Origin of the sequence: Wolbachia endosymbiont (group A) of Anomoia purmunda (genome assembly GCF_947251545.1) — a bacterium.
Taxonomy (GTDB): Bacteria; Pseudomonadota; Alphaproteobacteria; order Rickettsiales; family Anaplasmataceae; genus Wolbachia.
In genome coordinates, this window is the sequence record NZ_OX366362.1 from 609057 (window position 1) to 635889 (window position 26833).

General features: G+C 34.8%; 26 protein-coding genes and 3 pseudogenes. 24 read left to right on the forward strand and 5 right to left on the reverse strand.

The window, feature by feature from the left end; translation table 11 throughout:
• Positions 1–35: 35 nt before the first annotated feature.
• The 10 genes from rpsM (at position 36) to OPR57_RS03255 (ending at position 7361) form a co-directional block, all read left to right on the forward strand.
• On the forward strand, positions 36–404 hold the full coding sequence (rpsM, locus tag OPR57_RS03210; protein ID WP_007550179.1) for a 30S ribosomal protein S13: 369 nt from the start codon (positions 36–38) through the stop codon (positions 402–404).
• A 24-nt stretch (positions 405–428) separates the two neighbouring features.
• Positions 429–815 carry a 30S ribosomal protein S11 gene (rpsK, locus tag OPR57_RS03215; RefSeq protein WP_265037336.1) on the forward strand — a complete coding sequence of 129 codons (387 nt, stop codon included), beginning with the start codon at positions 429–431 and terminating at the stop codon, positions 813–815.
• Positions 816–836: 21 nt separating this feature from the next.
• Entirely contained in the window at positions 837–1904 is a 1068-nt protein-coding gene (locus OPR57_RS03220) for a DNA-directed RNA polymerase subunit alpha (protein ID WP_077188176.1), read from the forward strand.
• A 7-nt stretch (positions 1905–1911) separates the two neighbouring features.
• Positions 1912–2340, forward strand: a complete 429-nt coding sequence (rplQ, locus tag OPR57_RS03225) for a 50S ribosomal protein L17 (RefSeq protein WP_265037337.1) — start codon at positions 1912–1914, stop codon at positions 2338–2340.
• Between the two features lie 23 nt (positions 2341–2363).
• Positions 2364–2714 (forward strand): YraN family protein, encoded by a 351-nt coding sequence (locus OPR57_RS03230; protein ID WP_265037338.1) that lies wholly within the window; start codon positions 2364–2366, stop codon positions 2712–2714.
• Positions 2715–2755: 41 nt separating this feature from the next.
• Complete coding sequence (gene atpH / locus OPR57_RS03235) at positions 2756–3316, forward strand: ATP synthase F1 subunit delta (protein WP_010962742.1); 561 nt, start codon at positions 2756–2758, stop codon at positions 3314–3316.
• Complete coding sequence (gene atpA, locus OPR57_RS03240) at positions 3313–4854, forward strand: F0F1 ATP synthase subunit alpha (RefSeq protein WP_265037339.1); 1542 nt, start codon at positions 3313–3315, stop codon at positions 4852–4854. The genes atpH and atpA overlap by 4 nt, the downstream gene beginning before the upstream one ends.
• Before the next feature lie 9 nt (positions 4855–4863).
• Positions 4864–5358, forward strand: coding sequence for a transcription elongation factor GreA (gene greA / locus OPR57_RS03245; protein ID WP_265037340.1), 495 nt, complete (start codon positions 4864–4866; stop codon positions 5356–5358).
• A 6-nt stretch (positions 5359–5364) separates the two neighbouring features.
• Positions 5365–6009: a 3,4-dihydroxy-2-butanone-4-phosphate synthase gene (ribB, locus tag OPR57_RS03250; protein WP_265037341.1), complete on the forward strand. Its 645-nt coding sequence runs from the start codon at positions 5365–5367 to the stop codon at positions 6007–6009.
• Between the two features lie 71 nt (positions 6010–6080).
• Positions 6081–7361 carry a M48 family metalloprotease gene (locus OPR57_RS03255; RefSeq protein WP_265037343.1) on the forward strand — a complete coding sequence of 427 codons (1281 nt, stop codon included), beginning with the start codon at positions 6081–6083 and terminating at the stop codon, positions 7359–7361.
• Positions 7362–7388: 27 nt separating this feature from the next.
• Here OPR57_RS03255 and OPR57_RS03260 read toward each other — a convergent pair whose 3' ends face one another.
• Together OPR57_RS03260 and fabG are read right to left on the reverse strand one after the other, a co-directional pair.
• On the reverse strand, positions 7389–7718 hold the full coding sequence (locus OPR57_RS03260) for a TrbC/VirB2 family protein (RefSeq protein WP_265037345.1): 330 nt from the start codon (positions 7716–7718) through the stop codon (positions 7389–7391).
• 95 nt (positions 7719–7813) lie between these two features.
• Positions 7814–8548: a 3-oxoacyl-[acyl-carrier-protein] reductase gene (gene fabG / locus OPR57_RS03265; RefSeq protein ID WP_265037347.1), complete on the reverse strand. Its 735-nt coding sequence runs from the start codon at positions 8546–8548 to the stop codon at positions 7814–7816.
• 260 nt (positions 8549–8808) lie between these two features.
• Here fabG and OPR57_RS03270 point away from each other — a divergent pair, with 260 nt between their 5' ends.
• Entirely contained in the window at positions 8809–10329 is a 1521-nt protein-coding gene (locus OPR57_RS03270) for an HlyD family type I secretion periplasmic adaptor subunit (protein WP_265037349.1), read from the forward strand.
• Positions 10330–10979: 650 nt separating this feature from the next.
• Here OPR57_RS03270 and OPR57_RS03275 read toward each other — a convergent pair.
• Complete coding sequence (locus tag OPR57_RS03275; protein WP_265037351.1) at positions 10980–11135, reverse strand: hypothetical protein; 156 nt, start codon at positions 11133–11135, stop codon at positions 10980–10982.
• A gap of 101 nt (positions 11136–11236) precedes the next feature.
• Here OPR57_RS03275 and OPR57_RS03280 point away from each other — a divergent pair, with 101 nt between their 5' ends.
• From OPR57_RS03280 to OPR57_RS03310, 7 genes are all read left to right on the forward strand, one after another.
• The gene (locus tag OPR57_RS03280) at positions 11237–12568 is read left to right on the forward strand and encodes an IS4 family transposase (RefSeq protein WP_406831642.1); all 1332 of its coding nucleotides are present in this window, start codon (positions 11237–11239) and stop codon (positions 12566–12568) included.
• A 112-nt stretch (positions 12569–12680) separates the two neighbouring features.
• Positions 12681–12899, forward strand: a complete 219-nt coding sequence (locus OPR57_RS08020; RefSeq protein WP_265037353.1) for a hypothetical protein — start codon at positions 12681–12683, stop codon at positions 12897–12899.
• Between the two features lie 607 nt (positions 12900–13506).
• Positions 13507–14271 (forward strand): cytochrome c oxidase subunit II, encoded by a 765-nt coding sequence (coxB, locus tag OPR57_RS03290; RefSeq protein ID WP_265037355.1) that lies wholly within the window; start codon positions 13507–13509, stop codon positions 14269–14271.
• Between the two features lie 15 nt (positions 14272–14286).
• Positions 14287–15837: a cytochrome c oxidase subunit I gene (ctaD, locus tag OPR57_RS03295; protein ID WP_265037357.1), complete on the forward strand. Its 1551-nt coding sequence runs from the start codon at positions 14287–14289 to the stop codon at positions 15835–15837.
• A 1-nt stretch (position 15838) separates the two neighbouring features.
• Positions 15839–16726: a heme o synthase gene (locus OPR57_RS03300; RefSeq protein ID WP_265037359.1), complete on the forward strand. Its 888-nt coding sequence runs from the start codon at positions 15839–15841 to the stop codon at positions 16724–16726.
• Between the two features lie 175 nt (positions 16727–16901).
• Positions 16902–17339: a ribonuclease HI gene (gene rnhA, locus OPR57_RS03305; protein ID WP_265037360.1), complete on the forward strand. Its 438-nt coding sequence runs from the start codon at positions 16902–16904 to the stop codon at positions 17337–17339.
• Positions 17332–20505: a DUF3971 domain-containing protein gene (locus tag OPR57_RS03310; RefSeq protein ID WP_265037362.1), complete on the forward strand. Its 3174-nt coding sequence runs from the start codon at positions 17332–17334 to the stop codon at positions 20503–20505. The genes rnhA and OPR57_RS03310 overlap by 8 nt, the downstream gene beginning before the upstream one ends.
• 369 nt (positions 20506–20874) lie before the next feature.
• Here OPR57_RS03310 and radC read toward each other — a convergent pair.
• Together radC and OPR57_RS03320 are read right to left on the reverse strand one after the other, a co-directional pair.
• Positions 20875–21548, reverse strand: a pseudogene (gene radC, locus OPR57_RS03315) (RadC family protein).
• Positions 21523–21759 (reverse strand): hypothetical protein, encoded by a 237-nt coding sequence (locus OPR57_RS03320; RefSeq protein WP_265037364.1) that lies wholly within the window; start codon positions 21757–21759, stop codon positions 21523–21525. The pseudogene radC and the gene OPR57_RS03320 overlap by 26 nt, the downstream one beginning before the upstream one ends.
• Positions 21760–21852: 93 nt before the next feature.
• On the opposite strand from OPR57_RS03320, the gene OPR57_RS03325 reads away from it, so the two are divergent.
• The 6 genes and pseudogenes from OPR57_RS03325 to OPR57_RS03350 all read left to right on the forward strand — a co-directional run bounded on the left by OPR57_RS03325 (position 21853) and on the right by OPR57_RS03350 (position 26832).
• The gene (locus OPR57_RS03325) at positions 21853–22800 is read left to right on the forward strand and encodes an IS110 family transposase (protein ID WP_265035888.1); all 948 of its coding nucleotides are present in this window, start codon (positions 21853–21855) and stop codon (positions 22798–22800) included.
• Positions 22801–22998: 198 nt separating this feature from the next.
• Positions 22999–24765 (forward strand): annotated as a pseudogene (locus tag OPR57_RS03330) (phage tail tape measure protein); the annotation flags it as partial.
• Positions 24765–25109: a phage tail protein gene (locus tag OPR57_RS03335; RefSeq protein WP_265037368.1), complete on the forward strand. Its 345-nt coding sequence runs from the start codon at positions 24765–24767 to the stop codon at positions 25107–25109. The pseudogene OPR57_RS03330 and the gene OPR57_RS03335, both read left to right, overlap by 1 nt.
• Positions 25110–25150: 41 nt before the next feature.
• Positions 25151–25313: pseudogene (locus tag OPR57_RS03340) on the forward strand (tail protein X).
• Position 25314: 1 nt separating this feature from the next.
• The gene (locus tag OPR57_RS03345; RefSeq protein WP_265037369.1) at positions 25315–26265 is read left to right on the forward strand and encodes a contractile injection system protein, VgrG/Pvc8 family; all 951 of its coding nucleotides are present in this window, start codon (positions 25315–25317) and stop codon (positions 26263–26265) included.
• A gap of 45 nt (positions 26266–26310) precedes the next feature.
• Entirely contained in the window at positions 26311–26832 is a 522-nt protein-coding gene (locus OPR57_RS03350) for an ankyrin repeat domain-containing protein (RefSeq protein ID WP_265037514.1), read from the forward strand.
• Position 26833: the final 1 nt, after the last annotated feature.

Genomic DNA, 26833 nt, shown 5'->3' on the forward strand with positions numbered 1-26833 from the left:
TTAAGAGTTGTTATTAATAAAGTATCGAGGTACCAGTGGCACGTATTGCAGGCATAAATATTCCAGTGAGGAAATGTGTTCCTTTTGCATTAACTTATATATATGGTATAGGTATTGCTACTGCGAATGTAATTTGTCACGCTTGCGAAGTTGATAAGCGCAAACGTGTTTCAGAATTACGAGATGAAGATATAGAAAAGATCAGCAGTTTCATTAGACAAAATTATGTTATAGAAGGTGAGCTCAGAAAAGAAGTGGCTATGAACATAAAATCTTTAGTGGAAATGGGATGCTATAGAGGAGTGAGACATAGAAAAGGTTTACCTGTGAGAGGGCAAAGGACTCATACTAATGCTAAGACTCGTAAAGGTAGATCTCGGTTGCCTATTGCTGGGAAAAAATAAAATTTATTATTATTGTGAATTTTAATGAAAAAAGTCAAAACGGTTGGTAAGAGTAAGAAGGAGTTTATTACTGGTGTTGTCCATATTCGTGCAACTTTTAATAATACTTTTGTAAATGTAACTGATGTTCATGGTAATACGCTATGTCAAACTTCTGTGGGTGCATGTGGTTTTTCAGGTTCGAGAAAATCCACACCTTATGCTGCAGGTAAGGCTGCGGAGGCTACTGCGAAGAATGCAATAGAGAGATTTGGTATGAAGGTTGTCTCTGTAATAATTCGCGGTCCTGGCTTTGGTACCGAAGCTGCGGTTAAAGCACTTCAGAGCTGTGCGTTGACTGTGACTTCAATTGCAGATAAAACCGCAATTCCTCATAATGGGTGCAGGTTAAGAAAAAAAAGAAGAGTATAGGATATTTGAAAAGGTTGTTTTATGTATTATAATAATGATGTTTCTCTCTGTAGCAATTTAGATAAATTGATTAAACCTAGTTCAGTTAAGGTAATATCAGATGATTCAAGTGAAAAAAGTGATATAGTGCTAGAACCGTTGGAAAGTGGTTTTGCTTTAACATTAGGTAATGCATTAAGACGTGTAATGTTATCTTCTCTTAAAGGTAGTGCTGTTTATGGAATAAAAATTGAAGGTGTAACTCATGAGTTCACTTCAATTCAAGGGGTGAGAGAAGACGTAACTGATATAGTGTTAAATATGGGCATGTTGAGGTGTAAATTAAATGGTGCTTCTAATAAATGCTTAAATTTAAACGCTAAAGGGCCTTGCCAGGTATTAGCTGGGATGATAGAAACTGATGATCAATGCTCTATTGTTAATAAGGATTTATTAATATGTACGCTGGGGCAAAATGTAGAGCTTAACATGACCATATATGTGGCTAGCGGAAAAGGTTATCTTCCTGTAATTAAGTATAAAGAAAATGAACTTTTGAAGCTTATGAGTGAACAGGATTTAATTGGTTTTATTCCAGTTAATGCTTTGTATAGCCCTGTCAACAGGGTTTCGTACAGGGTAGAGAACAGTCGTGTTGGCCAAGTGACTGATAAGGATAAGCTGATATTGTCAATTGAAACTGATGGTACAATTTCTCCGAGTCAAGCTGTTGACTCTGCTGCAAGAATATTGCAGGAGCAACTTCAGCCATTTATTAGTTCTGATGTAAGTTATAAAAAATCGCAGGTTTCTTCGTCTAGTGGTGCTAAAGATTTGGGTTATGACCCTGTCTTATTGCGTAAGGTAGATGAAATGGAATTATCTGTCAGGTCTCATAACTGTCTGAAAAACGAAAACATCACTTATATAGGTGATCTTGTGCAAAAGACAGAAGGTGAAATGTTAAGAACTGCTAATTTTGGCAGAAAGTCTTTGAATGAGATTAAGGCAGTTTTGACTAATTTTGGCTTGTCTTTGGGTATGAATGTGCTAAACTGGCCGCCTAAGGATATAGATGAGTTGGCTAAACAACATACTGATGAAGATTAGGTGATATATGAAACATGGAATAAAAAAACGTAAACTATCTCGTTGCACTGAACATAGGTTATCGACGTTAAAGAATCTATCTATCTCATTAATTAACCATGAGCAGATTGTAACTACTTTACCAAAAGCTAAGGAACTTCGTCCATATGTCGAAAAGTTTATTACAATTGCTAAGAATAAGAATACTTTACATGGTAGAAGACTTTTGCTTTCACGCCTTCATAATAGTAAGCTAGGAGTTGATAAGTTATTAAACGTCTTAGCCAGCCGTTATCAAGATCGTAAAGGTGGGTATTCTAGAATAATAAAATTTAGCACTCGAAAGGGTGATTGCGCTTCAATGGCAGTGATAGAACTGATTGATAGGGATATTGCAGCAAGAGGTAAGGTTTATAGTAAAAATAAAGAAGGAGGCAAAGTAGTTACACAAAGTTAATTGTTATCATAATTGTTCTTCTTGTGGTAAGTAGGTTATGCTACTTTGTAGGTTACTTTGGCGAGTTATTAGTTTTAGTATATTTAAAGCTGAAATGGTATAATGTTATAAAATGCCGTTACCGTTGTAAGTTCGGTGAAATTGACTTAATTGTATCTAAAAAAAAGGAGCTGATTTTTATAGAAGTTAAAACAAGTTTACTTGGAAAAGAAATACCGATATCTCGTCTTCAATGTCAGTCTATTATAAATTCTTCTAAGTATTTCTTAAGTAAAAACCTTAGTTTTTTAGATTATTCAGTCAGATATGATTTATATTTTCTTTCCTTAAAGAGAAGACCTGTTTATATAAAAAATGCTTGGATTGAAGAATGAAAGATTTGTAGCTGAATTAATTTAGATTTACTGGATTTAATATGAAAAAGACCCAATACAATAATTTAGTTTCATCTTATGCTAGAGTGCTGTTTCATGTCTCAGGAAGCAGGTTAGGTATTATAAGGAAAGAAGTAGAATTTTTGTTGGCTTTTTTTAAGGATCAACGTGATGTTTTTGTGTACCTATCTCATCCTATGATTTCTTTTGCACACAAAAAAGAAGTGATGCTTTCTATAAATGAGCACTTGAGTGAGAATTTAGTAAAATTTATTATGGTTATATTTGCAAATAAACGCTCTAGTTTATTGATCCTTATATTAGAAAAATTCTTAAGTCTTGCAAGAGAAAATGAAAATGAATTCGAAATTACTATAAAGTCAGCAGAAACTTTAAAGGAATCTGATATAAAAATAATTACTGAATCTTTGAGCTTTCTTGGTAAAATAATAAAAGTAAGCAATGTGGTTGACCCTTCTATACTAGGTGGCTTCGTAGTTAGGTATGGTTTTAATTTGATCGATGCTTCGCTAAAAAGTTACTTGGATAGGTTAGTTGACTTAAGTAAAATGGAAATATTAAAAGTAAGGAATTTTGTATGAAGAACAGTATGAATGTTTCTGAGATAGCAAGTATAATAAGAGAAAAGGTTGAGACGTTTGATAATCCTATAAAGCGGGAAAATATAGGTGAAGTAATTTCAGTAACAGATGGTATCGCATTGGTTTATGGGCTGGAAAAAGCAAAATTCGGTGAAAAGGTATTTTTTGCAAGTGGTGTAGAAGGAATAGTTCTTGATTTAGATCATGATACGGCTGGAATAGTTGTGCTTGGTAATGACCGTGACGTGAAAGAAGGGGACGTTGTAAAATGTAGTGGTGATGTTGTGCAGGTGCCTGTAGGGCATGAATTGTTAGGGAGAGTTGTAAATGCGTTGGGCCATCCTATGGACGACGGTGGGGAAATTAGAGCCAAAAACAGAATGGATATAGAATCTAAAGCGCCAGGCATTATTGATCGTAAGTCTGTGCATGAGCCACTACAAACAGGAATTAAAATTATAGATTTGCTAATTCCAATAGGTAGAGGGCAGCGTGAATTAATTATTGGTGATAGACAAATTGGTAAAACTACTATTGCGCTTGATACTATTATCAATCAGAAGAAGATTAACGATGAGGTAAACGAAAATCAAAAAGTTTACTGTGTTTATGTTGCTATTGGACAAAAAATTTCAACAGTAGCAAAAGTGGTAAATAAGCTGAAAGAAAGCGGAGCATTAGAGTATACAACTGTAGTTGTGGCTAGTGCATCTGACTGCGCGCCTATGCAATTTTTAGCACCTTATGCTGGTTGCACTATTGGGGAATTTTTCCGTGACAATGGAATGCATTGTTTGATTATATATGATGATTTATCTAAGCATGCTGTGGCATATAGGGAGATGTCTTTATTGCTCAGACGTCCTCCTGGTCGTGAAGCTTACCCTGGAGATATATTCTATGTACATTCTCGCTTGCTTGAAAGAGCTGCTAAAATGTCTGATAAAAAAGGGCAGGGTTCTTTAACTGCTTTGCCAATTGTCGAAACTCAAGCTGGTGATGTATCTGCATATGTGCCAACAAATGTTATTTCAATCACCGATGGGCAGATCTTTCTTGAGTCTGAATTATTTTATAAAGGGTTTCGACCTGCAGTAAATATAGGTTTGTCAGTTTCACGGGTTGGTTCTGCTGCACAACTAAAGTCTGTGAAGAAAGTTGCTGGTTCTATAAAGCTAAGCTTAGCTCAGTATAGAGAATTAGAAGATTTTGCAAAATTTGGTTCTGATCTTGATGCTAGTGTTCAATTATCCTTGAATAAGGGTAAATATCTTGTCGAGTTATTAAAGCAAAAACAACATTTACCTATGTCAATAGAAGAGCAAGTAGTGCTGATGTATATTTTTTCTAACCTATATAATCAGTTAAGTAAAATACAAATAAGTTACATTAATAAATTTGAACATGATCTTATTAATTATTTTCATACTGTACACCCTGGGGTTTTAAAAAAGTTGTCAAATGACATGAGTGATGATATAAAAGGTGATGTTTTTAACATTGTGAGTAATTTCGTTACTCAATTTAATTGCGTTTAGGTGGTGATTATGGCTTCATCCATTATTAATAAATTTCCTATGACGAGGGAAGGTTTTGAGAATATGCAAGCCGAACTTGAAAAATTAAAGGAAGAAAAACCTTCTGTGATACAGGCTATTTCTGATGCTCGTGATCAAGGTGATTTGTCTGAAAACGCAGAGTATCATGCAGCACGGGAAAGGTTAGGTTTTATTGAAGGCCGTATAATCGAGATAGAGAATAAACTCTCACATGCGGAAGTAATAGAAGTAAAAAATTTGTCTGGTGATTCAGTAATGTTTGGTGCAACTGTGACATTAAGCATGTTAAGTGATAATAACGGTGAAGTGGAATATGTTTATAAGGTTGTAGGTGAATATGAAGCTGATGTTTCAAAGCAGTTAATATCTACTAGTTCACCACTTGGGAGTGCTTTAATCGGCAAAAAAGTCGGTGAATATGTGGAAGTGACAGTGCCAAATGGAGAGAAATTGTATAAAATAGTTAAGATTGAATTTAAGTAAATTATTATGGTACAGGCCACTTATGCTTCAATGAGTCTACCCGGTATTTCTTCTGTGGAAGATGTATTAGAGGATGCTCGTTCCGGTAAATTATTCATTTTAGTTGATGATGAAAGTAGAGAGAATGAAGGTGATTTAATTGTCTTAGCTGAGAAAATAAAGCCAGAACATATGGCTTTTATGGTTAGGTACGGTACAGGGGTTGTTTGCTTAGCAATGACTAAATTTCACATGAAAAGGTTGGGCCTTAATTTCATGGAAAAGAAAAATATTGGTGAAAATCATACCGCATTTACTACATCAATTGATGCACGTTATGGCATTACAACCGGTGTTTCAGCAGAGGATAGAACGAAAACTATACATGCTGCTATCAACAAGGATGGTACTCAGGATGACATCATAACTCCAGGTCATGTTTTTCCTGTAATTGCACATAAAGGTGGGGTGGCACAACGTGCTGGTCATACTGAAGCGAGTGTTGAAATGGCGAAGTTAGTAGGGTTTGATCATTCAGCAGTTATTTGTGAATTAGTGAATGATGATGGCTCTATGATGCGCTTACCTCAGTTACTTAAATTTGCTGAACAACATAAAATTAAGTTAACTACCATCGACAAACTTATCAGTTACGTTAAAAATTTAAACTAGCGTTTATAAATTTGTATAATTTAAGTGTTAAAATATAGAATTCCTATAAATTATACAAGCACAGAATTTTCATGTTTAGAATTGCTAAGTTTTTGACCTTATTGTTCTTTTTTGCATATTATAATAATGCTTACTCTATTAACATTATTAGAGATAGTGAAGTGGAAGCAATAGTGAAAGAGCTAGCGCAACCTTTATTTTCTGCTGCAGATATTGATCATGAGCAAATAAAAGTTTTTATAATTAATGACAATTCGATTAATGCTTTTGTAATTAACAATAACAGTATTTTCATTCATTTAGGACTTTTACAATATTCGGCTAAACCTTATGTCCTGCTTGGTATATTAGCACATGAGATTGTTCACATATCTGCTGGTCATATATTGCAAATGAGTAGTGCTATGGGTTATTTTCAATCGATAGCAATGATTAGTTATATGGTAGGATTAGTTTCTAGTATTATCATTAACCCTCAGGTTGCTGGTGCAATTTTGCTTAGTGGTGTAGCGTTTAGTTCAAGGCTATTTTTTAACTATTCTCAAGAGCAAGAAAGTGTAGCAGATAGCTATGCTTTAAGGTATCTTGATGAATCTGGCTATGATAATTCAGGTATGAAAGAGATTTTTGATTATTTTAAAAGTATTGAGCATGAGAACACCGAGGAATATTTCCGTACTCACCCACTTAGTGAGAAACGTATATTTGCTGTACAGAATTATAAGGTCAAAAACAACGTAAAACCAATTTTTGCGGATAAGTTACTAAAGTTTGAGCGTGTGGTTGCAAAGCTAGACTCTTTCTTTGCTCCTATTCATGTGTTATCTAATAAATATGAAAATAATTTTGAGTATGTAAATGCTATAGTTTGCTATAGGCAAGGAAAGATAGAAGAGGCTATTGCTAAAGTTAATTCATTGATTCAAGAGTCACGCAATGACCCATACCTATATGAATTAAAAGCACAAATGCTATACAAGGCCGGAAATTTAAGTGAAGCAATAAAAATGTATGAGGAATCGCTTAGGTATTTATCTGAGAAGAATAGTTATTTAGTAAAACTTGCATTATCTCATACTTTATTATTACACAGTGATGCAAAAAAGGCGATTTTTTACCTGGAGCAGATTTTGAATGTAGAACCAAATAACGCTTTTGTCTGGAAATATTTAAGCATTGCATATAAATGTGAAGCTGATACGGCAATGCATTATTTTGCCTTGACAAAAAAGGCTTGTATTGAAGGTGATTTAAAGCAATTTACAAAATATGCTGAGCTAGCTGTTAAAACTCTACCAAAAGATAGCCCTTATTTGTTGCAAGTTGAAGATATGAAGCAATTTAATGGATAACAAAAAAGGATTTCTGCACTTTTTGGGTTATTTTTGTCCACACTTTTCCAACATAGTTTTTGCTTCATCGCTTACGTTGGGCATAATTTTCGTTATGATAGTTTTAGCGCCAAAAAATACACCACAGAACATGCCTAGAGCAAAGAGGGCTGGCCACGGCATCCTGCCAAATATTGCAAGCAAAGCTGCACCAATTATTACTACCGTCATAAGTGGACCGCCTATCCCCCAAACATAACCAATAATATTGCATATTACTTTAGTTGTGTCATCCATATCAGGGTCAGCTGCATAACCTGAGAAAGAGAAAAGCAATACTACACAAAAAACACCAAAAAATCCTATTATAGAGCTCATTTTTTTGCCTCTAAATAATAAATTAACGCAAACCTAAACCTACACATATTTTTATTTTAAAGTAAAAATTATAATTTGTCCATACATAAGTGTTGCTACATAAATAACCCACCATTAATGTTAAGCACATGCCCTGTTATATATTTTGCTTCATCACTTGCTAAAAATAAGACCCCTGCTGCTATTTCTTCCCCTGTTCCCATTCTTTTCATTGGAATATTATCTAATATTTTTCCCTTTTGTACTTCATTTAAAACTTCAGTCATTTTAGTATCTATAAACCCAGGAGCAATACAATTTACTGTTATATTACGACTTGCAACTTCTTTTGCTATAGATTTACTCATAGCTATTATTCCAGCTTTAGACGCTGCATAATTTGCTTGCCCGGCGTTTCCTGTTAGCCCTATTATTGAGGAAATATTTATAATTCTTCCCCAATTATTCTTAATTAGTTTCCTGCATGCTTCTCTACTCAGCTTAAATGTAGAACTCAAGTTAATATCAATTACTTTTTGCCATGCTTCATCTGTCATTCTCAATAATAAACTGTCTTGCGTAATGCCCGCATTGCATACAAGCCCGTCAAAGCCTTCCATCAACTCACTTGCTCTGTTTACTAGTTGATTTACTTGCTCAGCATTTGATAAATCACAAGGGAGTACGTGCATATTTTTTTCATATTGTTTAGCAACTTCTTCGAGCACTTCTTTTTTTGTGCCAGAAATACATAAAGTTGCTCCGGTTTTGTGCATAATTTTTACAATTGCTTGCCCTATTCCGCCTGATGCGCCAGTGATCAGGAACTTTCTGCTTTCCAATTTAAGCATAATAACTTTATATTATCTTAATTCCTAACAGAATATTGACTGGTTGGCAATAGATTTCTTACATAATATAAGTAACTCAGATATTCACAAGAAAAAGTTATAATAAAGTTAAACGTCAAAAAATTTTAAAAACATAGTTGATGCAGGAATTGTTACTAAATAGTTTATTCTGGTGCTCTACAGTCTAAATGGAATGCTTAAATTATAGATTCTTTGTTTTTGTATGTTATCTTGAGTTAACACAAATTCACAGTAGTATTATGATAAGTAAGTTAAAAAAGCTTAGCGCTGGATTTTCTTTGACAGGCTTGATTGGCCATGGTGATAATATAAATATGCAAGGAGCAAAAAATAAAAAGAAGAAGTACCCAAAATTTTTGGATAAGACGTTTGCGTTGATTGATGCAGTGATAAATTTTATTTTAAAACGCGAAAGTAATAACGTAAATGAAGTCCTGAAAGTAACATGGGGGCCACTATCTTTTGGTCTGATAGTGATACTCATCTTTTTTGGAATAGGCGGTATTTGGTCGGCTATAGCTCCAATTGACGGTGCGGTGCATGCAAGTGGAGAAGTTATTGTATCTTCAAATAGAAAAATAGTTCAACACTTGGGCGGAGGAATAATAAGCAAAATTTTAGTAAAAGAGGGCCAAGTAGTTAAAAAAGATGAGCCCCTAGTTTTGTTGAGTGATGTTAACGAGAAGGCGAATTTAAGTATCATCAAAGAGAAGCTCTTATCATTTTTAGCAACAGAAGCAAGGCTTCTTGCAATCAGAGGAGATTTAGACACGCTCGAGTTTCCTGATGGGGTTAAAAAATTATCTCACGATGAACTTGTAAATAAAGCGATAAAGAATCAAGTAAAGTTGTTCAACTCTCAGAGAAAGAGCATATTGGGAAAAACAGACATACTGCAACAACGTATAAAGCAGTTAAATGATGAATTAGCGGGGTTAAACTTTCAACTAAATGCAGCTCATAAGCAATATGACTTGATAACTGAGGAGTTGGAAACAAAAAGACAATTACTTGATAGTGGCCATATAAGCAAACCACACATTTTAGCTTTAGAAAAGCAGTTTGCTGAAATTGAAGGCAGAGTTGGACATTACCGTTCTGCAATATCTCAAGTGCAGCAAAAAATTGGAGAGAACGAATTAGAAATTATAAACGTGAGAAATGATTCTCAAGAAAGAGCAAACGCTGAACTTAAGGAAGTTAGTACGTCTATTGCAGACTTGAAAGAGAGGCTGATGGTTGCTGAAGATTCACTGGCACGTACAATAATTAAATCCCCTCAAGATGGGATAGTCACAGATATAAGATACCACACTGAAGGTGGTGTTATACAATCTGGAGTTCCGATCATGAGCGTAGTGCCATCTGATGATGACCTAATAATAGATGCTAAAATTCAGACCAGAAACATAGAAGAAATACTGTCAGCACAAAAGAAAGATAGCAACATAGTCTCTATTGATGGGCTAGAAGGGCTAAAGGTTAAAGTCCGGTTAAGTGCTTACAGTGCACGTCGTTTAAGTTTAATTAATGGTATAGCAAGCAATATTTCTCCCGATGCCCTTGATGATCCAAGGCTAGGGCGTTATTATTCAGTACGCGTAGTGATACCAAAACCAGAGCTTGCTCAGTTTAAAAACGTATACCTATACCCTGGTATGCCAGCAGAAGTGTACATAGTTACTCAATCCCGTACTCTTTTATCATTCTTGTTTACGCCTATAATTGCAACAGTCGATAGGTCTTTTATAGAAAGGTAGCTCACTCGTTAAAGTAGTAGTGAAAGTGCCGTAATAAAATTTAGGTACATAATTAGACAATAGGCTTCTTGCACTACCTCCCAGTGTCATTCAATAGAAACGAAAAACCTACTTGACACACTCCGCCAGCCCCCTTATCATGGTACTGAAGCTATTTATTTATCTTCGCAATCTGCAGATTAAAACGACAAAGGGAACTTTGTATTTGGCGTAAATCATGCTTAATTTTTTGCACTATGTGCACCTCATGTCTTTATAAAACTTTTAGGTTTCTACCTATACAAGCAGAAACGCGCTTATAAAGCGTTCAAGACATCAAAAGACGTCAAATAGAACAAGGGAGAATTTGAATACTGGCTACCCTGGGGATTCTTTGCCTTTTTTTTCTGCCTAGTAAATTTCTTAAACATTTATAGCTAAGGTTAGTTGCATTTAAAAGCAGCTAAATTGCAGTGCTTAAGACTTAAAAAACGCCAATACTGAAAATAGACAATGACTAGGGCTTCTTTTGCCTTTTTTTCGTTTGGTAAATTTCTTAATATTTATGGCTAAAAGAGCCCAAGAGAGGTGTCATTCCAGTGCTCCTTTTTTTGTCATCCGAGTAGCTGACACTGGGATCTAGCCTTTATTATGTAGCCACTTGGTTGAAATTAAGTCTTCTGGATCCAAGTAGTCAGGGCACTCGGATGACACCATTCTTTTTCCTGGATCCCAGTGTCTGGGCACTGGGATGACACTATCATAAGGTGAATCTGGATCCCAGTGTCAGCTACTTGGATGACATCATAGGGACACTGCCCTGACAACCATACGCGTCAAGTTAAGGAAAAGTGTAAGTAAAATTGATAGAGTGAAGGAAAAGAATAAGGTATAAGTTCTCTTGGATATGTGAATGAGAGAACTTACAATGGACAGAATAGCTTGCTTATCAAAAGACCTCAATGAATTCTTTAATGAAAAAGCAGACGAAATATCAATTGCAGTAGGTTTTATAAAAAGAAAGAGAAAACTTAATGGCTCATCATTCATAAAAGCTATGGTTTTTGGTAACATAGGAGTTGGTGATTGCAGCATAGAAACAATGTGCCAATTGCTAAATGAAGACTCGATAGAAATTACAAAACAGGGTTTGGATTTTAGATTTACTGAAGAAGCAGTGGAATTTATGAAAAGAATGTATAATGAATCTTTAGTTTTATTTAAAAACAGCTTACAGGTTGATTGCAGAATTTTGAAGCAATTTAGAAGCATTAAGCTATTGGATAGTAGCTATATTAGCCTGCCTAGTAGCATGGAAGATATGTACAAAGGATATGGGAGTAGCTATAGAGATTGTGAGAGTAATACCAAATCAGGAATAAAGCTGCAGTTAGTCTTTGATTACCTGAACCAAGCGCTAGATAAGTTAAATTTAATAGAAGGAATAAGGTCGGATCAAGGTTATAGGGATTATCTGAACGGTTTATCAGCCAATGATTTGCTAATATTTGATTTGTGCTACTTTGTGCCTAGTTCTTTTAAACAGATTGATGAAGCAGGTGCATATTTTGTTAGTCGTTATAAGTCTGATACCAATATATATGATATAGAAACAAATCAAAAAATAGAGTTGTTGGAATGTTTAGAAGGTCAATCCCTTCTAGAGATGGAAGTGCTATTAGGAAAAGAAGTAAAAATTAAAGTGAGAATTATATGTCAAAAATTAACTGAAGAACAGTCTATAATTAGAAGAAGAAGGGCTAATAAGTTAGCAAAATCACATGGATATACATCTTCTCAAAAGAATCAAAAATTGCTGGATTGGTCGATATTCATAACTAACGTTCCAGAGAGTAAAATCAGCGCTGAACAAGTATTAACAGTTTACAGGGTAAGATGGCAGATTGAATTATTATTTAAATTGTATAAGAGTCACATCAGGCTTGACGAACTTAAAGGAAAACCATACAGAGTATTATGTGAACTATACGCTAAATTGTGCGCAATTCTTATATTTCATGGAATAGTTGGTTGTATAAAACTGAAAGAGAATACAGAGCTGAGTTTAACAAAGGCATTCATTGAATTAAAAAGAAGGATTAGGGAGTTGTTTTTAGCGTTAAGCAGTAAAATTAATAATTTGAGAATTTTCCTGAAAAAACTTACCACAGACTGGTCACAATTTTCTGTGAAAGATAGATATAGAAAAACTAGAGTATCCACCTTAAGTTCATTGAATTTTCTTACCCTTGCTTCTTAACTTGACGCGTATGGCCCTGACAACCGTCATCCCGCTACTTGTTAGCTGATGAGATACCGCGAATGAATCGCGGTATGACGGTTCGCGGCGGCATGACGATAAGGTTTATACCTTGTCATCCCAGTGCTTGACACTGGGATCCAGCTTTCTTTATAAATTCACCAAAAGTGCTTCATTCTATAACGCAAAACCCATACTCACCAAATCCAATGCATTACTTGCAATTAAGTTTCCTGGATCCCAGTGTCTGGGCACTGGGATGACAGCTAGCCTGACAATCGTCATCCCGCTACGTGTTAGCGGGATCTATGCTTTGAGATACTGCGAATGAATCGCGGTATGACGGTTAAGTAAGGGATCTATGCTAAGAGATGCCAAAGACCTTCATGAAATTTTGCCCATTTGGCTTCTCTAAAGATTTCGTTTACAGAATCTAGTAACTCAGCTATGCAGAATAAAAAAAGTTTGTATGGTATACAAATAGTGTGTTTTTTTTATAATTATTTTCTATAATACATAAACCTTTGGTCCAAGCTGTAAATGCCACCATAGGCATTAAAAGTTAATTAACAAACTGCAATGTATAATGAAATAAAGACACTTGCAAGATTTTGATCTTGCAAATCATAAACTTATCATAAAGTTTAATAGTGTCTGTTACTGCTTTTAGGTGTGAGGCTAGAGGGTTATTAGCAGTAACAGACACTATTAAACTTATTATAGAATTTACTTAAAGTAAATACTTAATTTAAAATATTATAATATTTTTACTTACAATAGATTTATGTAAATGCTTTTTTCCTCAAATTAGTATTGTACTATTATACTTGTTGAATGCTAAAAAATTATTAACCATCACTAATCTCTATTTGCATAGTAAGTTTATATATACTATTATACAGTATATCACTTAGTTTTATAGCAAACAAACAAAAGATATGGTGAAGTTATTTGCACTATTGATAATATTTTACTCAAATATATCTGTTGCCTCTGCTCCTACTGCCTGGCAATTTGGATTTCCTGCTCCTGCAACTGAAGTAATGGAGGCTGTAGTTAGGTCACATTCGTTTGTGATGGTTGTGATGGTTGCAATAATGCTTTTTGTGTGGGCGCTGCTTGCTTATGTAGTATTTCGCTTTCGTAAAAGCAAAGTGGCAAACGTAAGCCAAACTAATCACAATGTCCTTTTAGAAATTGTTTGGTTTGTTATACCAACGATTATTGTTGGAATATTAGCCTTTGAAAACGCTAAATTACTGAAGCTACAGGAAGAAATACCGAAAGCTGATATAACACTAAAAGTCATTGGCCATCAATGGTATTGGAGCTACCAATATCCAGAATATCAGGGTGTGTCATTTGATAGTTATATTAAGGGAAAAGAAGATTTTATCGAAGGAGATTTAAAGCTATTCTCTGTTGATAACAACATCATTTTACCCGTTAATACTAACGTTCGTTTACAAGTTACAGCAGGAGATGTGATACACAGTTGGGGAGTACCGGCTTTCGGTGTAAAAATTGATGCAATACCAGGTAGGCTGAATGAGGCGTGGTTTAATATCAAAAAGCCTGGTGTTTATTATGGGCAGTGCTACGAATTGTGTGGTCAAGGCCATGGATTTATGCCAATTGTTGTTGAAGCAGTAAGCAAAGAAGATTTTAATAAGTGGATTGAAAATAGAAAATTAGTGAGTTAAATTTGGAGTATAGATATGAGTGACACACCAAAGGGCATAAAGCGTTGGTTGTTTTCCACCAACCATAAAGACATAGGGACACTGTACATTATTTTTTCCATATTAGCTGGAATTATTGGTGGATTATTATCGGTGATTATTCGCACTCAGCTAATGCACATTAATATACTTAACAATAACTATCAATTATATAACGTAATGGTTACAGGGCATGCGTTGATAATGGTGTTTTTCATGATAATGCCAGCCCTCATGGGAGGATTTGGTAACTGGTTTGTACCTCTCATGATTGGCGTACCAGATATGGCATTTCCTCGTATGAATAATTTAAGTTTTTGGTTGTTAGTGTCATCTTTTATTTTGCTCATTTTCTCAGTGTTTATTGGTGAAGGTCCAGGTACAGGTTGGACTTTATATCCACCTTTATCACAGGTAATGTCCCATCCAAGTGCAGGAGTTGACCTTGCTATACTTGCACTCCACGTTGCTGGTATGTCGTCAATTGTTGGGGCGATCAACTTTATAGTTACTATATTTAACATGCGTGCAAAAGGAATGTCATTAACTAAGATGCCACTGTTTGTTTGGTCTGTCTTGTTAACAGCATTTATGTTGATTGTTGCCTTACCAGTGCTTGCCGGTGCTATAACTATGCTTCTTACTGATCGCAATGTTGGTACTTCCTTTTTTGATCCTGCCGGTGGTGGTGACCCTGTGTTATTTCAACATTTATTTTGGTTTTTTGGTCATCCAGAAGTTTACGTAATTATTTTTCCTGCATTTGGCATCATAAGTCAGGTTGTATCAACTTTTTCTCACAGACCTGTATTTGGTTACATAGGGATGGTTTATGCAATGATAGGTATAGCAGTATTTGGCTTTATGGTTTGGGCTCATCATATGTTCACTGTTGGGCTTAGTGCTGACGCTGCTGCATTTTTTAGCACTACCACAATTTTTATCGGTGTTATAACTGGTGTAAAAGTCTTTAGCTGGATTGCAACTATGTGGGGTGGAGCAATTGAGTTTAAAACCCCTATGCTATTTGCACTAGGTTTTATTTTTATGTTTGTTGGCGGTGGCATAACGGGAATAATTCTTTCTCATGGTGGAATAGATAAGCTCCTGCACGACACCTATTATGTTGTTGCTCACTTCCATTATGTCATGTCACTTGCTGCATTATTTGGAGCTTTTGCTGGCTTTTATTATTGGATTGGTAAAATGTCGGGTAAACAATATAATGAGCGCTTAGGTCAAATCCACTTTTGGCTTACTTTTATTAGCACCAATATCACTTTTTTACCTCAACATTTCTTAGGATTAGCTGGTATGCCAAGGCGTATACCTGATTATCCTGATGCGTTTATCCCTTGGAATTATATATCCTCAATTGGTTCGTATATGTCCTTTGTTTCAGTTATGTTTTTTGTGTTTATAGTTATACATCTCTTTAAATGGGGCAAGAAAGCTGGAGATAATCCTTGGGAAGGTGACACCTTGGAATGGACGGTATCTTCACCACCGCCTTTTCATACTTTCGAAAAGCCACCAGTGGTAAAATAGAATGTACACAAGTGTTTTGCTAAATGTTGAACCAACAATACTGGATTTTTGGCGTTTGCTGAAGCCAAGGATAATGTATCTTGTGGTATTTACTGCAGTTGCTGGTATGGTTACTGCACCAGGTAGTATGCACCCTTTTCTAGCACTAATATCTCTTATATGTGTTGCTCTTGGCTCAGGATCTGCAGGTGCTATAAATATGTGGTATGACAAAGACATAGATCTGCTCATGGAAAGGACAAAAAACCGCCCTATACCCTCAGGTAGAGTTTCTGCAGAAAGCGCGCTTGAATTTGGTATAACTCTTGGAATATTGTCAGTATTTATCATGGCAATAGCAGTAAACTATATTTCTGCTGCTTTGCTTGCTGTTAGCATATTATTTTACGTTTTCATATATACAATTTGGCTAAAAAGGCGCACTCCGCAGAATATCGTTATCGGTGGTGCAGCAGGTGCTTTCCCTCCAATGATTGGCTGGGCAGCTGTGACTAATTCTGTAAGTTGGGAAAGTTTCATTTTATTTTTAGTAATTTTTATGTGGACTCCGCCACACTTTTGGGCCCTATCTTTAAATAAGTCTGAAGACTATGCAAAGGCATCGATTCCAATGTTCAATATTGTTTATGGTCCGGAAAAAACAAGAAAATATATATTAATTTATAGTGTCTTGCTGGTGCTAACTAGCTTGCTTCCAGCTCTATTCTTGAAAAAGGCTTTACTTTATCTAAGCATGGCAATTTTTGCAGGTTGCATCTTTATTTGGTACGCTATATCAATTCTCAGATTCAAGAACCACAAGTCACAGAAACAAATGTTTTCTTACTCAATTTCTTATCTATTTTCCCTATTCGCCAGTATTATTTTTTGTTCTATTGATTTATTTTAGTTATGAAAGAACGGCAGAAACATAAAAACTATTTTTTCCTTTTCCTTTTGGTAATGCTCGTTGTCACACTTTTTTTTGTTTCTATAATAAAATTTAAAGGTGCAGCTTAAACTACCTTTAGAAATTGTGCTTTCATAAAAGCAACTATATACTTTGTTAACCGATATAAACAAAGATGAGTAAAAAAGAAGTGACAATATATACAGATGGGGCATGTTCTGGTAATCCTGGAGTGGGAGGATGGGCAGCTATCATATTATTTCAAGATTATAGAAAAGACATTTATGGTAGAGAAGAAAATACCACAAACAATAAAATGGAGTTAACAGCGGTGATCAATGGGCTGAAAGTATTGAAATTTTCTTGTAATATTAATTTATATACGGATAGTCTTTATGTTAAACATAGCATAACAGAGTGGATAAATAAGTGGAAAATGAATGGCTGGAAAACAAGTAATAAAAAATCAGTAAAAAATATGGAATTGTGGAAAGAGCTAGACGACGTTGCTTCACAACATGAAATTGATTGGAAGTGGGTTAAAGCACACAGTGGTGATAAGTATAATGAGGAGGCTGATAGTTTAGCAAGAAAAGCAATAATCGATGCTTAAAAAAATCACTATATCACTTTCCATAGTTCTATTGTTTGTATTCTGCTTATTTGTCTTTTTTAAGGGTGAGAGTCCTTTAGAAATCAATATTAATTATATTAATTTTTATGTTAAACATAAAATATCAAAAATATTTGTTGGCTCAAGCGTTAATATGGATAATACCTCAGTTGTTTGGCAGAAAGGTGCGTATTTAGTCATTACAGATTTAGCAATAGCAAATCCTAATTTTACTATAAAAGTTCCTGAGCTTTTTGTACATTTTAAGTTAAGTTCCTTATTTAAAGCTAGCACAAATCTCTCTCAGGTTTCAGCTGATAATGTGCATGTATGTATCAAGAGAGAAGAAACTAATGTTAATCCGCAAAACTCATTAGACCTTTTGGATAATCATTATTTAAGTAATAACCGCCTTCCTTTGGTGTCATTCCAGCGCGTGACGCTGGAATCTAGAAAAAAAGAAACCTGGATCCCAGTGTCAAGCACTGGGATGACAGGAAAAAAAGATATTGGGATGACAGGAAAAAAAGATACTGGGATGACAGGAAAAAAAGATACTGGGATGACAGGGAAGAATTTCAAGATGACAGAAAGCAGTGCAAAAAATCTATTAAAAACAATAAGGGAATTTTTTTTTGACTTAAATGCGGATTCAAAAATTGAATTTACTAACATCGCTATTGATAAAAGCACAGAAGATGAATTTTTTATTGATAAATTATATATAGGGAAGGGGGAAGATTTTAATGTTTTAGATATTCATGTGAATACAAAAGATGAAAAGGGATTTTTGGATGATTTATCAATTACGATAAAAAATCGCAACAATTTGCTAAATGTGTACGGGACATTTTATGATCTAAAATTGGGACTATTAAGCGAGTTTTCTACATTAGTTAAAAGCTACAATTTGGACAAAAATATAGGATTCAAAGGAAGCTTCTCAGTGAAAATTAATAAAAAGGATGAAATTGTAGGTGGAAATATATACGTATTGAATACAGAAAATTATTTGAACAAAAATTTGGCCTTAACTAATGTAAATATAAATTTAACATATAGTGATGGAATTATTAGTGTAAAAAACTTCCATTTTAAGTTAAATGACACGTATCTCTCTTTGATAGGCAAAATGAACTTTAGTACAAGTCATGCTTTGTTTAGAATTAATATTAGTAAGTTTGCTGCAAAGGATTTATGTACTTATGTACCAGATGGTGTAGTGAATAGTAAATTTAAAAGCTGGTATTGTGATAATATTGATGGGAATGTTTTAAACACAATTGTAAGTTTCAATGGCAAAATTAAAAATTTATTTAATGACGATCTGTCAGATATCGTAGTAGTTGCTGATATAGAAAACGGTAGCGTAAAATTTGATGAAGATTTTGAGCAAGTAAAGGAATTAAAGGGTGATTTGATCATCAAGAATAACGATCTTGAGATTACTGTAAATAGCGCTAAGTTTCAGAATTTCACTATTAATGGTGGTGATATTGAAATGAAATCTCTCGATAAGGAAAATTCAGTTCTAACCATTAATGGCCAAGCTGTAAGTGATGCGTATGGTTTATATGAGCCTATAAGATTTAAGCTGGATGATGTGGTGAAGGTTGAAAGGGATAAAGTAAGTGGAATGGCAAAATCCGTATTTAATTTTCGCATTTTTAATCTAAACGTTGATGACAAAAAAGTAGATTTTTCGGCCAATTTTCATTCTGAAATTGACAATTTGGCCATCTATAATGCAAGTCTTGGTAAATATGACATTAAGCTTAGTTTTGGAAGTGACTTTATAGATTTAAATGGTAGTGGTATGGTGAATAACACACAGCTATTATTTGACCTGAAAAGTAGCAATAGGAATGAAAGTTTTGCCTGGAATTTGACCGGAGATTTACCCGCTCAAATGCTTAATTTTGATGAAAATATAGGTGGCTATGTCAATACAAATATAGAATCGGTGATAAATCAAGATAAGACGGGGCATGTTAATGGTAATATGGATTTATCAGAGCTTGAATCACGTTCAAGTTATTTAGGATGGAAAAATCGTTTTGAAGATCACAATAAAATTTTGTTTTCTACAAGGTTAAAAGGAGTAGGTGAATTGTTAATAGACAAATTAGATGTTGTAGGAAATGACCTAGATATAAAATTCAGCGGAAGAGTAGAAGATGGAAATTTATATTTAAATTCTAGTAGCTTTAAATTGCCTGATAATGATTTTAGTATAGAAATTGAATCAGGTAAGGAAAAAAATGTTATAACTGTTCATGGTGAGGAAATTAACTTAAGTGATATTTTAGGCTTGCTTGGCAAAAACAGTAATGGATTAAACAAAGATATAGAGATTAGTATGAATGTTGACAATGTAATTATGAAAGAAGGCATCGTTATCAAAAATGCTAAGCTGAATGTAACCTGTACTAAAGGTAATTGCAATGGAAGTCAATTTACAGGACAGTTTCTAGAAGATAGCAGCAACATACTAGCGGAATACAGTGGAATAGGGCTCGAAATATACGCGGATAATGCAGGTATACTTTCGCGTTCCTTAGGCATTAGTAAATCAATTAAAAACGGCAAATTGTCTTTTTATCTCTCTCCTCAGAGAGAAAGTGGAGAACATTATGGTACGTTATCCATTAGCAATTTCTACATCAAAGATGCTCCACTACTTACTACTTTATTGTCGATGTCTTCATTGCCTGGCATTGTAAATGCCATAAAAAATGAAGGTGTATACTTTTATAAATGTAATGCACCTTTCTCATACAAAGACGGCTCTGTCGAAATTGAAGAATCTTGGCTTGAAGGAGCGGAATTAGGCATTAGCACTAGCGGTAAGCTCGACATTAGAAATTATAAATTCCAAGTTGAAGGACAAGTAATACCAGCATATTCAATTAATAAATCTTTGTTAAAAATTCCTATAATTGGGAAACTTCTTACTGGCGGGAAAAGTAGGGGAATCGTTTCAATAGACTATAAAGCAAGTGGTGATGACAAAAACAATAACGTATCTGTTGATCTTATCTCTTCGCTAACTCCAAACCTATTAAAGAGGTTATTGGGAGTATTTGATCGCATTATGACAAAAACTAACGAAGCTGTCATCGGTGGCTTAAAAGGTGGTGTGAAAAAGAAATTTGGTTCGACATGACCAAAAGGGAAGTTGTTTAACAAAATTGTGGACAAAAATGCAAGAGTTTCAGAATGATCCGCCTGGTTTTTTATCTAATTATTTAAGTAATACCACTCTCTTTTTGTATCTGTTCAGAGGAGTGGCTAATGTGCAAATATTGAAGCAAAGTGCGTGACACACAGCTGTACGAACATTGCAATATGGCACATAGTAAACAATGTCATCCCAGTCTGGAATCCAGGAATTTTATTAAGTTAGTAAGTATAAAAGTATAGCTAACCCGAGCTCTACGTCATACCGCGATTCATTCGCGGTATCTCAGATCCCGCTAACAAGCAGCGGGATGACGATTGTCGGTAAATCTAAGTTACTGTAGCTATAAAATTTTCACAACAGCCTATTTTCCTTGCAACTAAAATAGCTACTGAGTGTAATAATAATGTGATCTATTAATTCTATTCCTATACTTTGGCAAGCTTCTGCTAGTTGTCTAGTGAGAGATATATCGCTATTTGAAGGTTGTGTATCTCCGCTTGGATGATTGTGAGATATTACGATGGATGTTGAACCAATCAAAAGTGCGCGCTTGATGATCTCTCTGACATAAAGAGGAGTTTGATCTACTGTACCAATATTTTGCAGGTCTTCCGCTATTAGACGATACTTTTTATTCATATAGATGACGCGAAAATTTTCCTTATTGAGGCTTCCTATACTTATTCTTAAATAATCAAGCAATTTTTCCCAGTTATCGATTACAGGCAGGTTTTTTATTTCTTCCCTTGCAGAGCGAACGAAGGCTTGTTTTACACAAAAGATGGCAGATATCGCTGCATTGCTGACACCATCAACGTTTTGCAACGCTTCCAGGTCAGCATTAAAAACTTTATTCAAACTGCCAAAATTTTCTATCAAACTCTTTGCCACCGGTTTTACATCAATTCTACTGTATGCTGAATATAAAATGTGCTCTAAAACTTCATAATCAAGTAATGATTGTCCATTATCTAAAATAATTTCTCTCTCAGGCGCTTTCTATGCCCCTTTTTGTAATTTTTCATCATCAATGAATTGCTTATCTCTTGTATAATAAGAAATTAGATTTTTAAGTAAAATATTTAATAAAGCGCATGATGCACAATTGTAAGAACATTCATTTTTAAAGACAGCAAATGGTGTCATGAAAGTAGCTAACGCGAGCTCTACGTCAGCCAGGCTTGAGCGACCGTAAGACGGTAGTATTATAACATACGTAGATATCAAGGTACTCAAGCCTATCCTTCGAGACGTTTGAATAGTTGTTTGGGACATATATATGCACCCGTTTACAATCTTAAATTTTAACTTAAACTCTCGAGGTTCTTTATGGTTACATCTTATCAAAATTTTATTGGCATTGATATCGGAAAACTTGAATTTGTTACTGCAGTTAATGAACAAAAAGGTGTCATCAAATTTGACAATAGTTGTGTTGGTTGGAAACAATTCTACCAAAAATTTTCAAATATCTTGCCCAACTCCATGGTAATTTTAGAAGCTACAGGAGGTTATGAGCTTGGCTTATTGTATTTTCTTATTGATAGAAACATTGCTGTGCATCGTGCTAATACTCGTCAAGTTAAAAACTTCATTCTATCTCATGGAACTTTGGCAAAGACCGACAGTCTTGATGCAAAAGCGCTTGCCCAATATGGTTCTGAGCGTTGTGGACATCTGCAGCTATTTACACCTATCTCAAAAGAACAAACCACCTTGTTTGCACTTTGTCAGCGTCGTGACGATATTACGAAAATGCTTGTTCAAGAGAAGAATAGGCTAAAAACTCCTGGAAATGATTACATTAAGGAAAGTTGTCAACAAGCTATTGAATTCCTCAACAACCAGGTAGAAAAGCTTGATCAAGCTATACAAAAAATAGTCAATGAAAATCCTGAATTGCAACGATGCCAAAAAATTCTTGAAACAGTCCCTGGAATAGGTAGAAAAACCTCTCAATGTTTATTGTGTCTCATACCGGAACTTGGTTCTTTAAATAAAAGGCAAATTGCAAGCCTTGCAGGTGTTGCGCCTCATCCTAAGGAAAGTGGTAAAGCTATTGGCTACCGAAGGATTATAGGTGGAAGAAGTAACGTTCGTTCAAAGCTTTTTACAGCTGCCATGGCTGCTGCAAGGTCCAAATCTGCACTTGGTGCCTTTTATTCTAAGCTTATTGAAAGTGGTAAGAAAAAGATGGTGGCTATAACAGCTCTAATGCGTAAAATAATAGTGATTGCTAATGCAAGGCTTAAAGAAGCAGTTAATTTGCATATTTAAAAATTTACATAGCAATAACTGAAATTGGTTAATGAATATGCGCGTCCACACACATTAAAAGCGCATATTCATTAACTTAAGCAGAAATTGCTGTGGTGGCTGTTTGATACAAAATTCTGTTTCTATAACAAATGGGTTTTTATTGCCCATATGAAGTTGCAAAACTACAAATAAAAAATTTTTAAAAAAACATAGTTGATACCACTATCGGCTGCAGAGTTAGCACAAATAGCTGCAAGTGGTGGCCAACTTGGTGTTGAAAAGGAAGAGCTACTCGGATTTACAACAACAGTGGCTAAAATGTCTACAGCATTTGATATGTCTGCAGAAGAAGCAGGTGATTCTATAGCTAAGCTTGCTAATGTTTATGGGATTAAAGTAGCAGGTATGGAAAGAGTAGGTAATATTATAAACCACCTTTCAGATAATAGTGCTGCTAAAGCAGGAGATATGGTTAAAGCATTAGCTATAGTTGGTGGTAGTGCAAAACAGTTTGGTCTTGATATTAAGGAAACAAGTAGTTTAGTAAATGCCTTTATTAGTTTAGGCAAACAACCGGCAAAAGCTGCTACTGCAATAAATGCTCTACTTAGCAAACTTCAGACCGCTGAGGGACAGAGCAAAGAGTTCAAAGCAGCATTGGAAGACATGGGAATAACTGCTGAAGAGATGACACAAAGGATTAGCGAAAATGGCCAAGACGGACTACTTTATTTTTTTGAAACTCTGGAGAAGGTAGATAAACAGGAACGTTCGCAAATCCTTCTCAATCTCTTTGGTCAAGAATATCAGGATGATATTGCATTACTAGTTGGAAGCTTAAAGAATTATAAAGATGCCATAAATCAGTTAGCTGACGAGAAAAAATTTGAAAAGTCCATGCAAAAAGAATTTGATAATCGTGCAGCAACTACAGCAAATAATTTACGACTACTGAGAAATGCGATAGCGGAAGTAGGAATGAATTTGGGCTCAGTAATGCTACCTCCTTTAAAGTGGGTAAGTAGTCTTTTAAGAGAGATAACTAACCCCATAGCTCGGTTTGCAGAAAAGTTTCCAGTTATTACTACAGGAATAATGAGTGTCATAGCAGCACTAATAGGTCTTAAAGTTCTAGCAGTAAGTGGTGGTTATGCATGGAATCTGATTAGAGGTGGAATGTTAACTTTTTCGGTTATTTTGCATGGGGTAGTTAAGCCAGCACTGATATCATTATCGTCATATGCTATTCCAGCGGTAATTACTGGGCTGAGTGTTTTAAAAGCTACAACTTTGAGCTTAGCAACGAAAGCTTTTCCTCTACTATCATTAGCTCTTTCTGCAGTAGTAGGAGGATTTAGGATCTTAACAGCAGCAATGATAAGTAATCCTATAGGAGCAGTTATTGCTGCAATTGCAACTGGTGCAACACTTATTATAACTAACTGGCAAAAGGTAAAGAACTTTTTCTCTAGCATCTGGGAATACATAAAATCGATAATAAAACCCATTGGAGAGATGTTTTCATGGCTGGGAAATACTGTTAGTAGTATATTTGGAAAAGTATTTGAAAACAGTCCGCTGAAAGAATTTGAAAAAAGAAAAAGTATTGTTACTGAAATAAAAGCAGTCCATACTCCCCTTAAGAGCAGCATTCTCAGCAATGGAAATCCTTTGTTGAATAACAGTATAATTAAAGAAATATCTGAGAGAAGAAAGAATAATATAAAAGTCAAAAGCCTTATTGAGGAGAAAAAGTCTACAGAGAGCGATAATGATAAGATATTTGCAGACTTTGCAAGGAGTAAGTTTGAAAATAAAGAACAAAAAACTATGAATAAAACTCAGAACATCACTAATAATTACACTATCAGCATTAAAGCAGAGCCAAATCAAGATGTTCGTAGTCTTGCAGATGAAGTAATAAAAAGGATAAGAGAAAAGTCACGAGATGTTATGTTTGATACGGTAGATCCCATTTACTGATGCTATCCCTTGGTCCATATAAAATTTCCCCAACGAGTTTAAAGTATAGCAAAGAGAAGCGTTGGAGTGTGGTTGAGTGTATTGGTAAGCAATTACTACAGAATATTGGCCAAGGGGCAGAAAATATAGACCTAGAAGGGGTTATTTATCTTAGTAATTTAAGTGAATTAAAGAATATGAAAGAAGCAGAAGCAAATCAAATACCCCGCACTTTAGTTGATGGCATGGGAAATGTTTTAGGACAATTTGTAATTACTCGTTTTGAAGAAAAGCGAACGTCATCTTTCCCTTGCGGGTTACCAAAGAAAGTTGAATTTAATTTAAGTTTGAAGCTTTATTCATGACTATATATTATTCGACAAAAGCAAATGATATATAGGACTATATTTGCTGGAAGCACTATGGATTTACTTCAGGGGCAGTAGAAATAGTATTAGAAGAAAACCCCGGACTTGCAGAATACGGAATTTTTACCAGCGGGGCTAAAAATCAAGCTGCCTGTAATTGAGAAACCTCTACAGAAATCAACTTTAAAAATTTGGGGGTAAAATGCAACCAGAGTTTGTCATTGAAGGGTATGAATTAACAAAAGACCGCTTAGTGTCAATGCATATTACTGATGAATCAGGGACTATAGAAGATGTAGTTGAAATATGCGTTGATTACAGGGATGATAACATAAAGGTTCCAAAGGAGCTGAAAATTGCTTTGGGATATAGAGAAACAGGAGTACTGCCCATAGGTGTATATACAGTCAATGAAATTATGGTACAGAGTCCACCACAAATCTTAACAATTAAAGCTCATGCAACAAACTTAATGATATCACTAAAGGAAAAAGTATCTAGAGCATGGGACCAGATTACACTGGGTGATTTAGTCAAAGAAATAGCAAATAAACATGGATATGGGTACAAAGTTGCTGAAGAATTTAAAGATATATTGATACCACACATTGATCAGACTGAAGAAAGTGATATAAATTTGTTAACTAGAATAGCTATAGAGCGGGAAGCCATGGCAAAATTAGCAGGAGGATATATATTGTTTATTCCAAAAGGTGCAGCAAAATCAGCAACAGGAAAAGCTTTAGGAACAACGACTATTAGACCTCGAGATACAATCAATTGGAAAGTGCATTTTACTGTACGTGATAAATATAATTCAGTGATAGCAAAATGGCATAGCTATGAAAAGGGAGAGCAGATATCAGAAACAGTAGGTAGCGGTGAACCAAGTTACACTATACAAACAGTTTACCCAAATGCAGAATCAGCAATTAGTGCAGCAAGTGCCAAATTTAAGCAACTACAGCGTAACAATGAGACTTTAGAAATGACAATACCAGGTAATCCAGAATTATTTGCAGAGGCAAAACTTAATCTTGTAGGGTTTAATCAAGATATAGATGGTGAATGGGTAATTGATAGAGCAGAACATACCTTGAATAGTTCAGGATATTGTACTGCATTAACGGCGTCTTTGAGTAATTATGTTTAAGAGAAAGTAAGTAAATTGCTGATTTAATGTGAAAAAATGTTGAACATGAATAAGTTAGATCTAGATGCAAAAAATAAGTTACATTTTTTGTGGTTTATAGTGTTAGTAATATGTGTTGTTATTACCTATTGCTATATGAAGGCAAAAGCTACAGGTAATTATAAAACAATATTACACATTGCTTCTCAAAATTGTAATTTAGAAGTTGTGAAGTTCTCAGTAAAAAATTTATTAGACATTGATACACGAATTCCTGAATTAACAGCTTTGCATTATGCTTCAGGAGGAGGATGTTTGAAAATTGTCAAATTTTTGATAAATGAAGGAATTAACGTCAACATTATCAATACGTATGGAAGTACAGCACTTCATAGTGCTTCATATCAAGGAGATCTGGAGATTATTAAGTTTTTACTGCAGAAAGGTGCAAACCCTACAATCAGAAATGAAGATGGGAAAAACCCAAGAGATGTAGCTGTACTAAGATCACGGCACAATAAAGATAAACCATACGATAAAATTATACACTTGCTCTATGATGCTGAAAAGCAGCACGAATCTAAGTAGT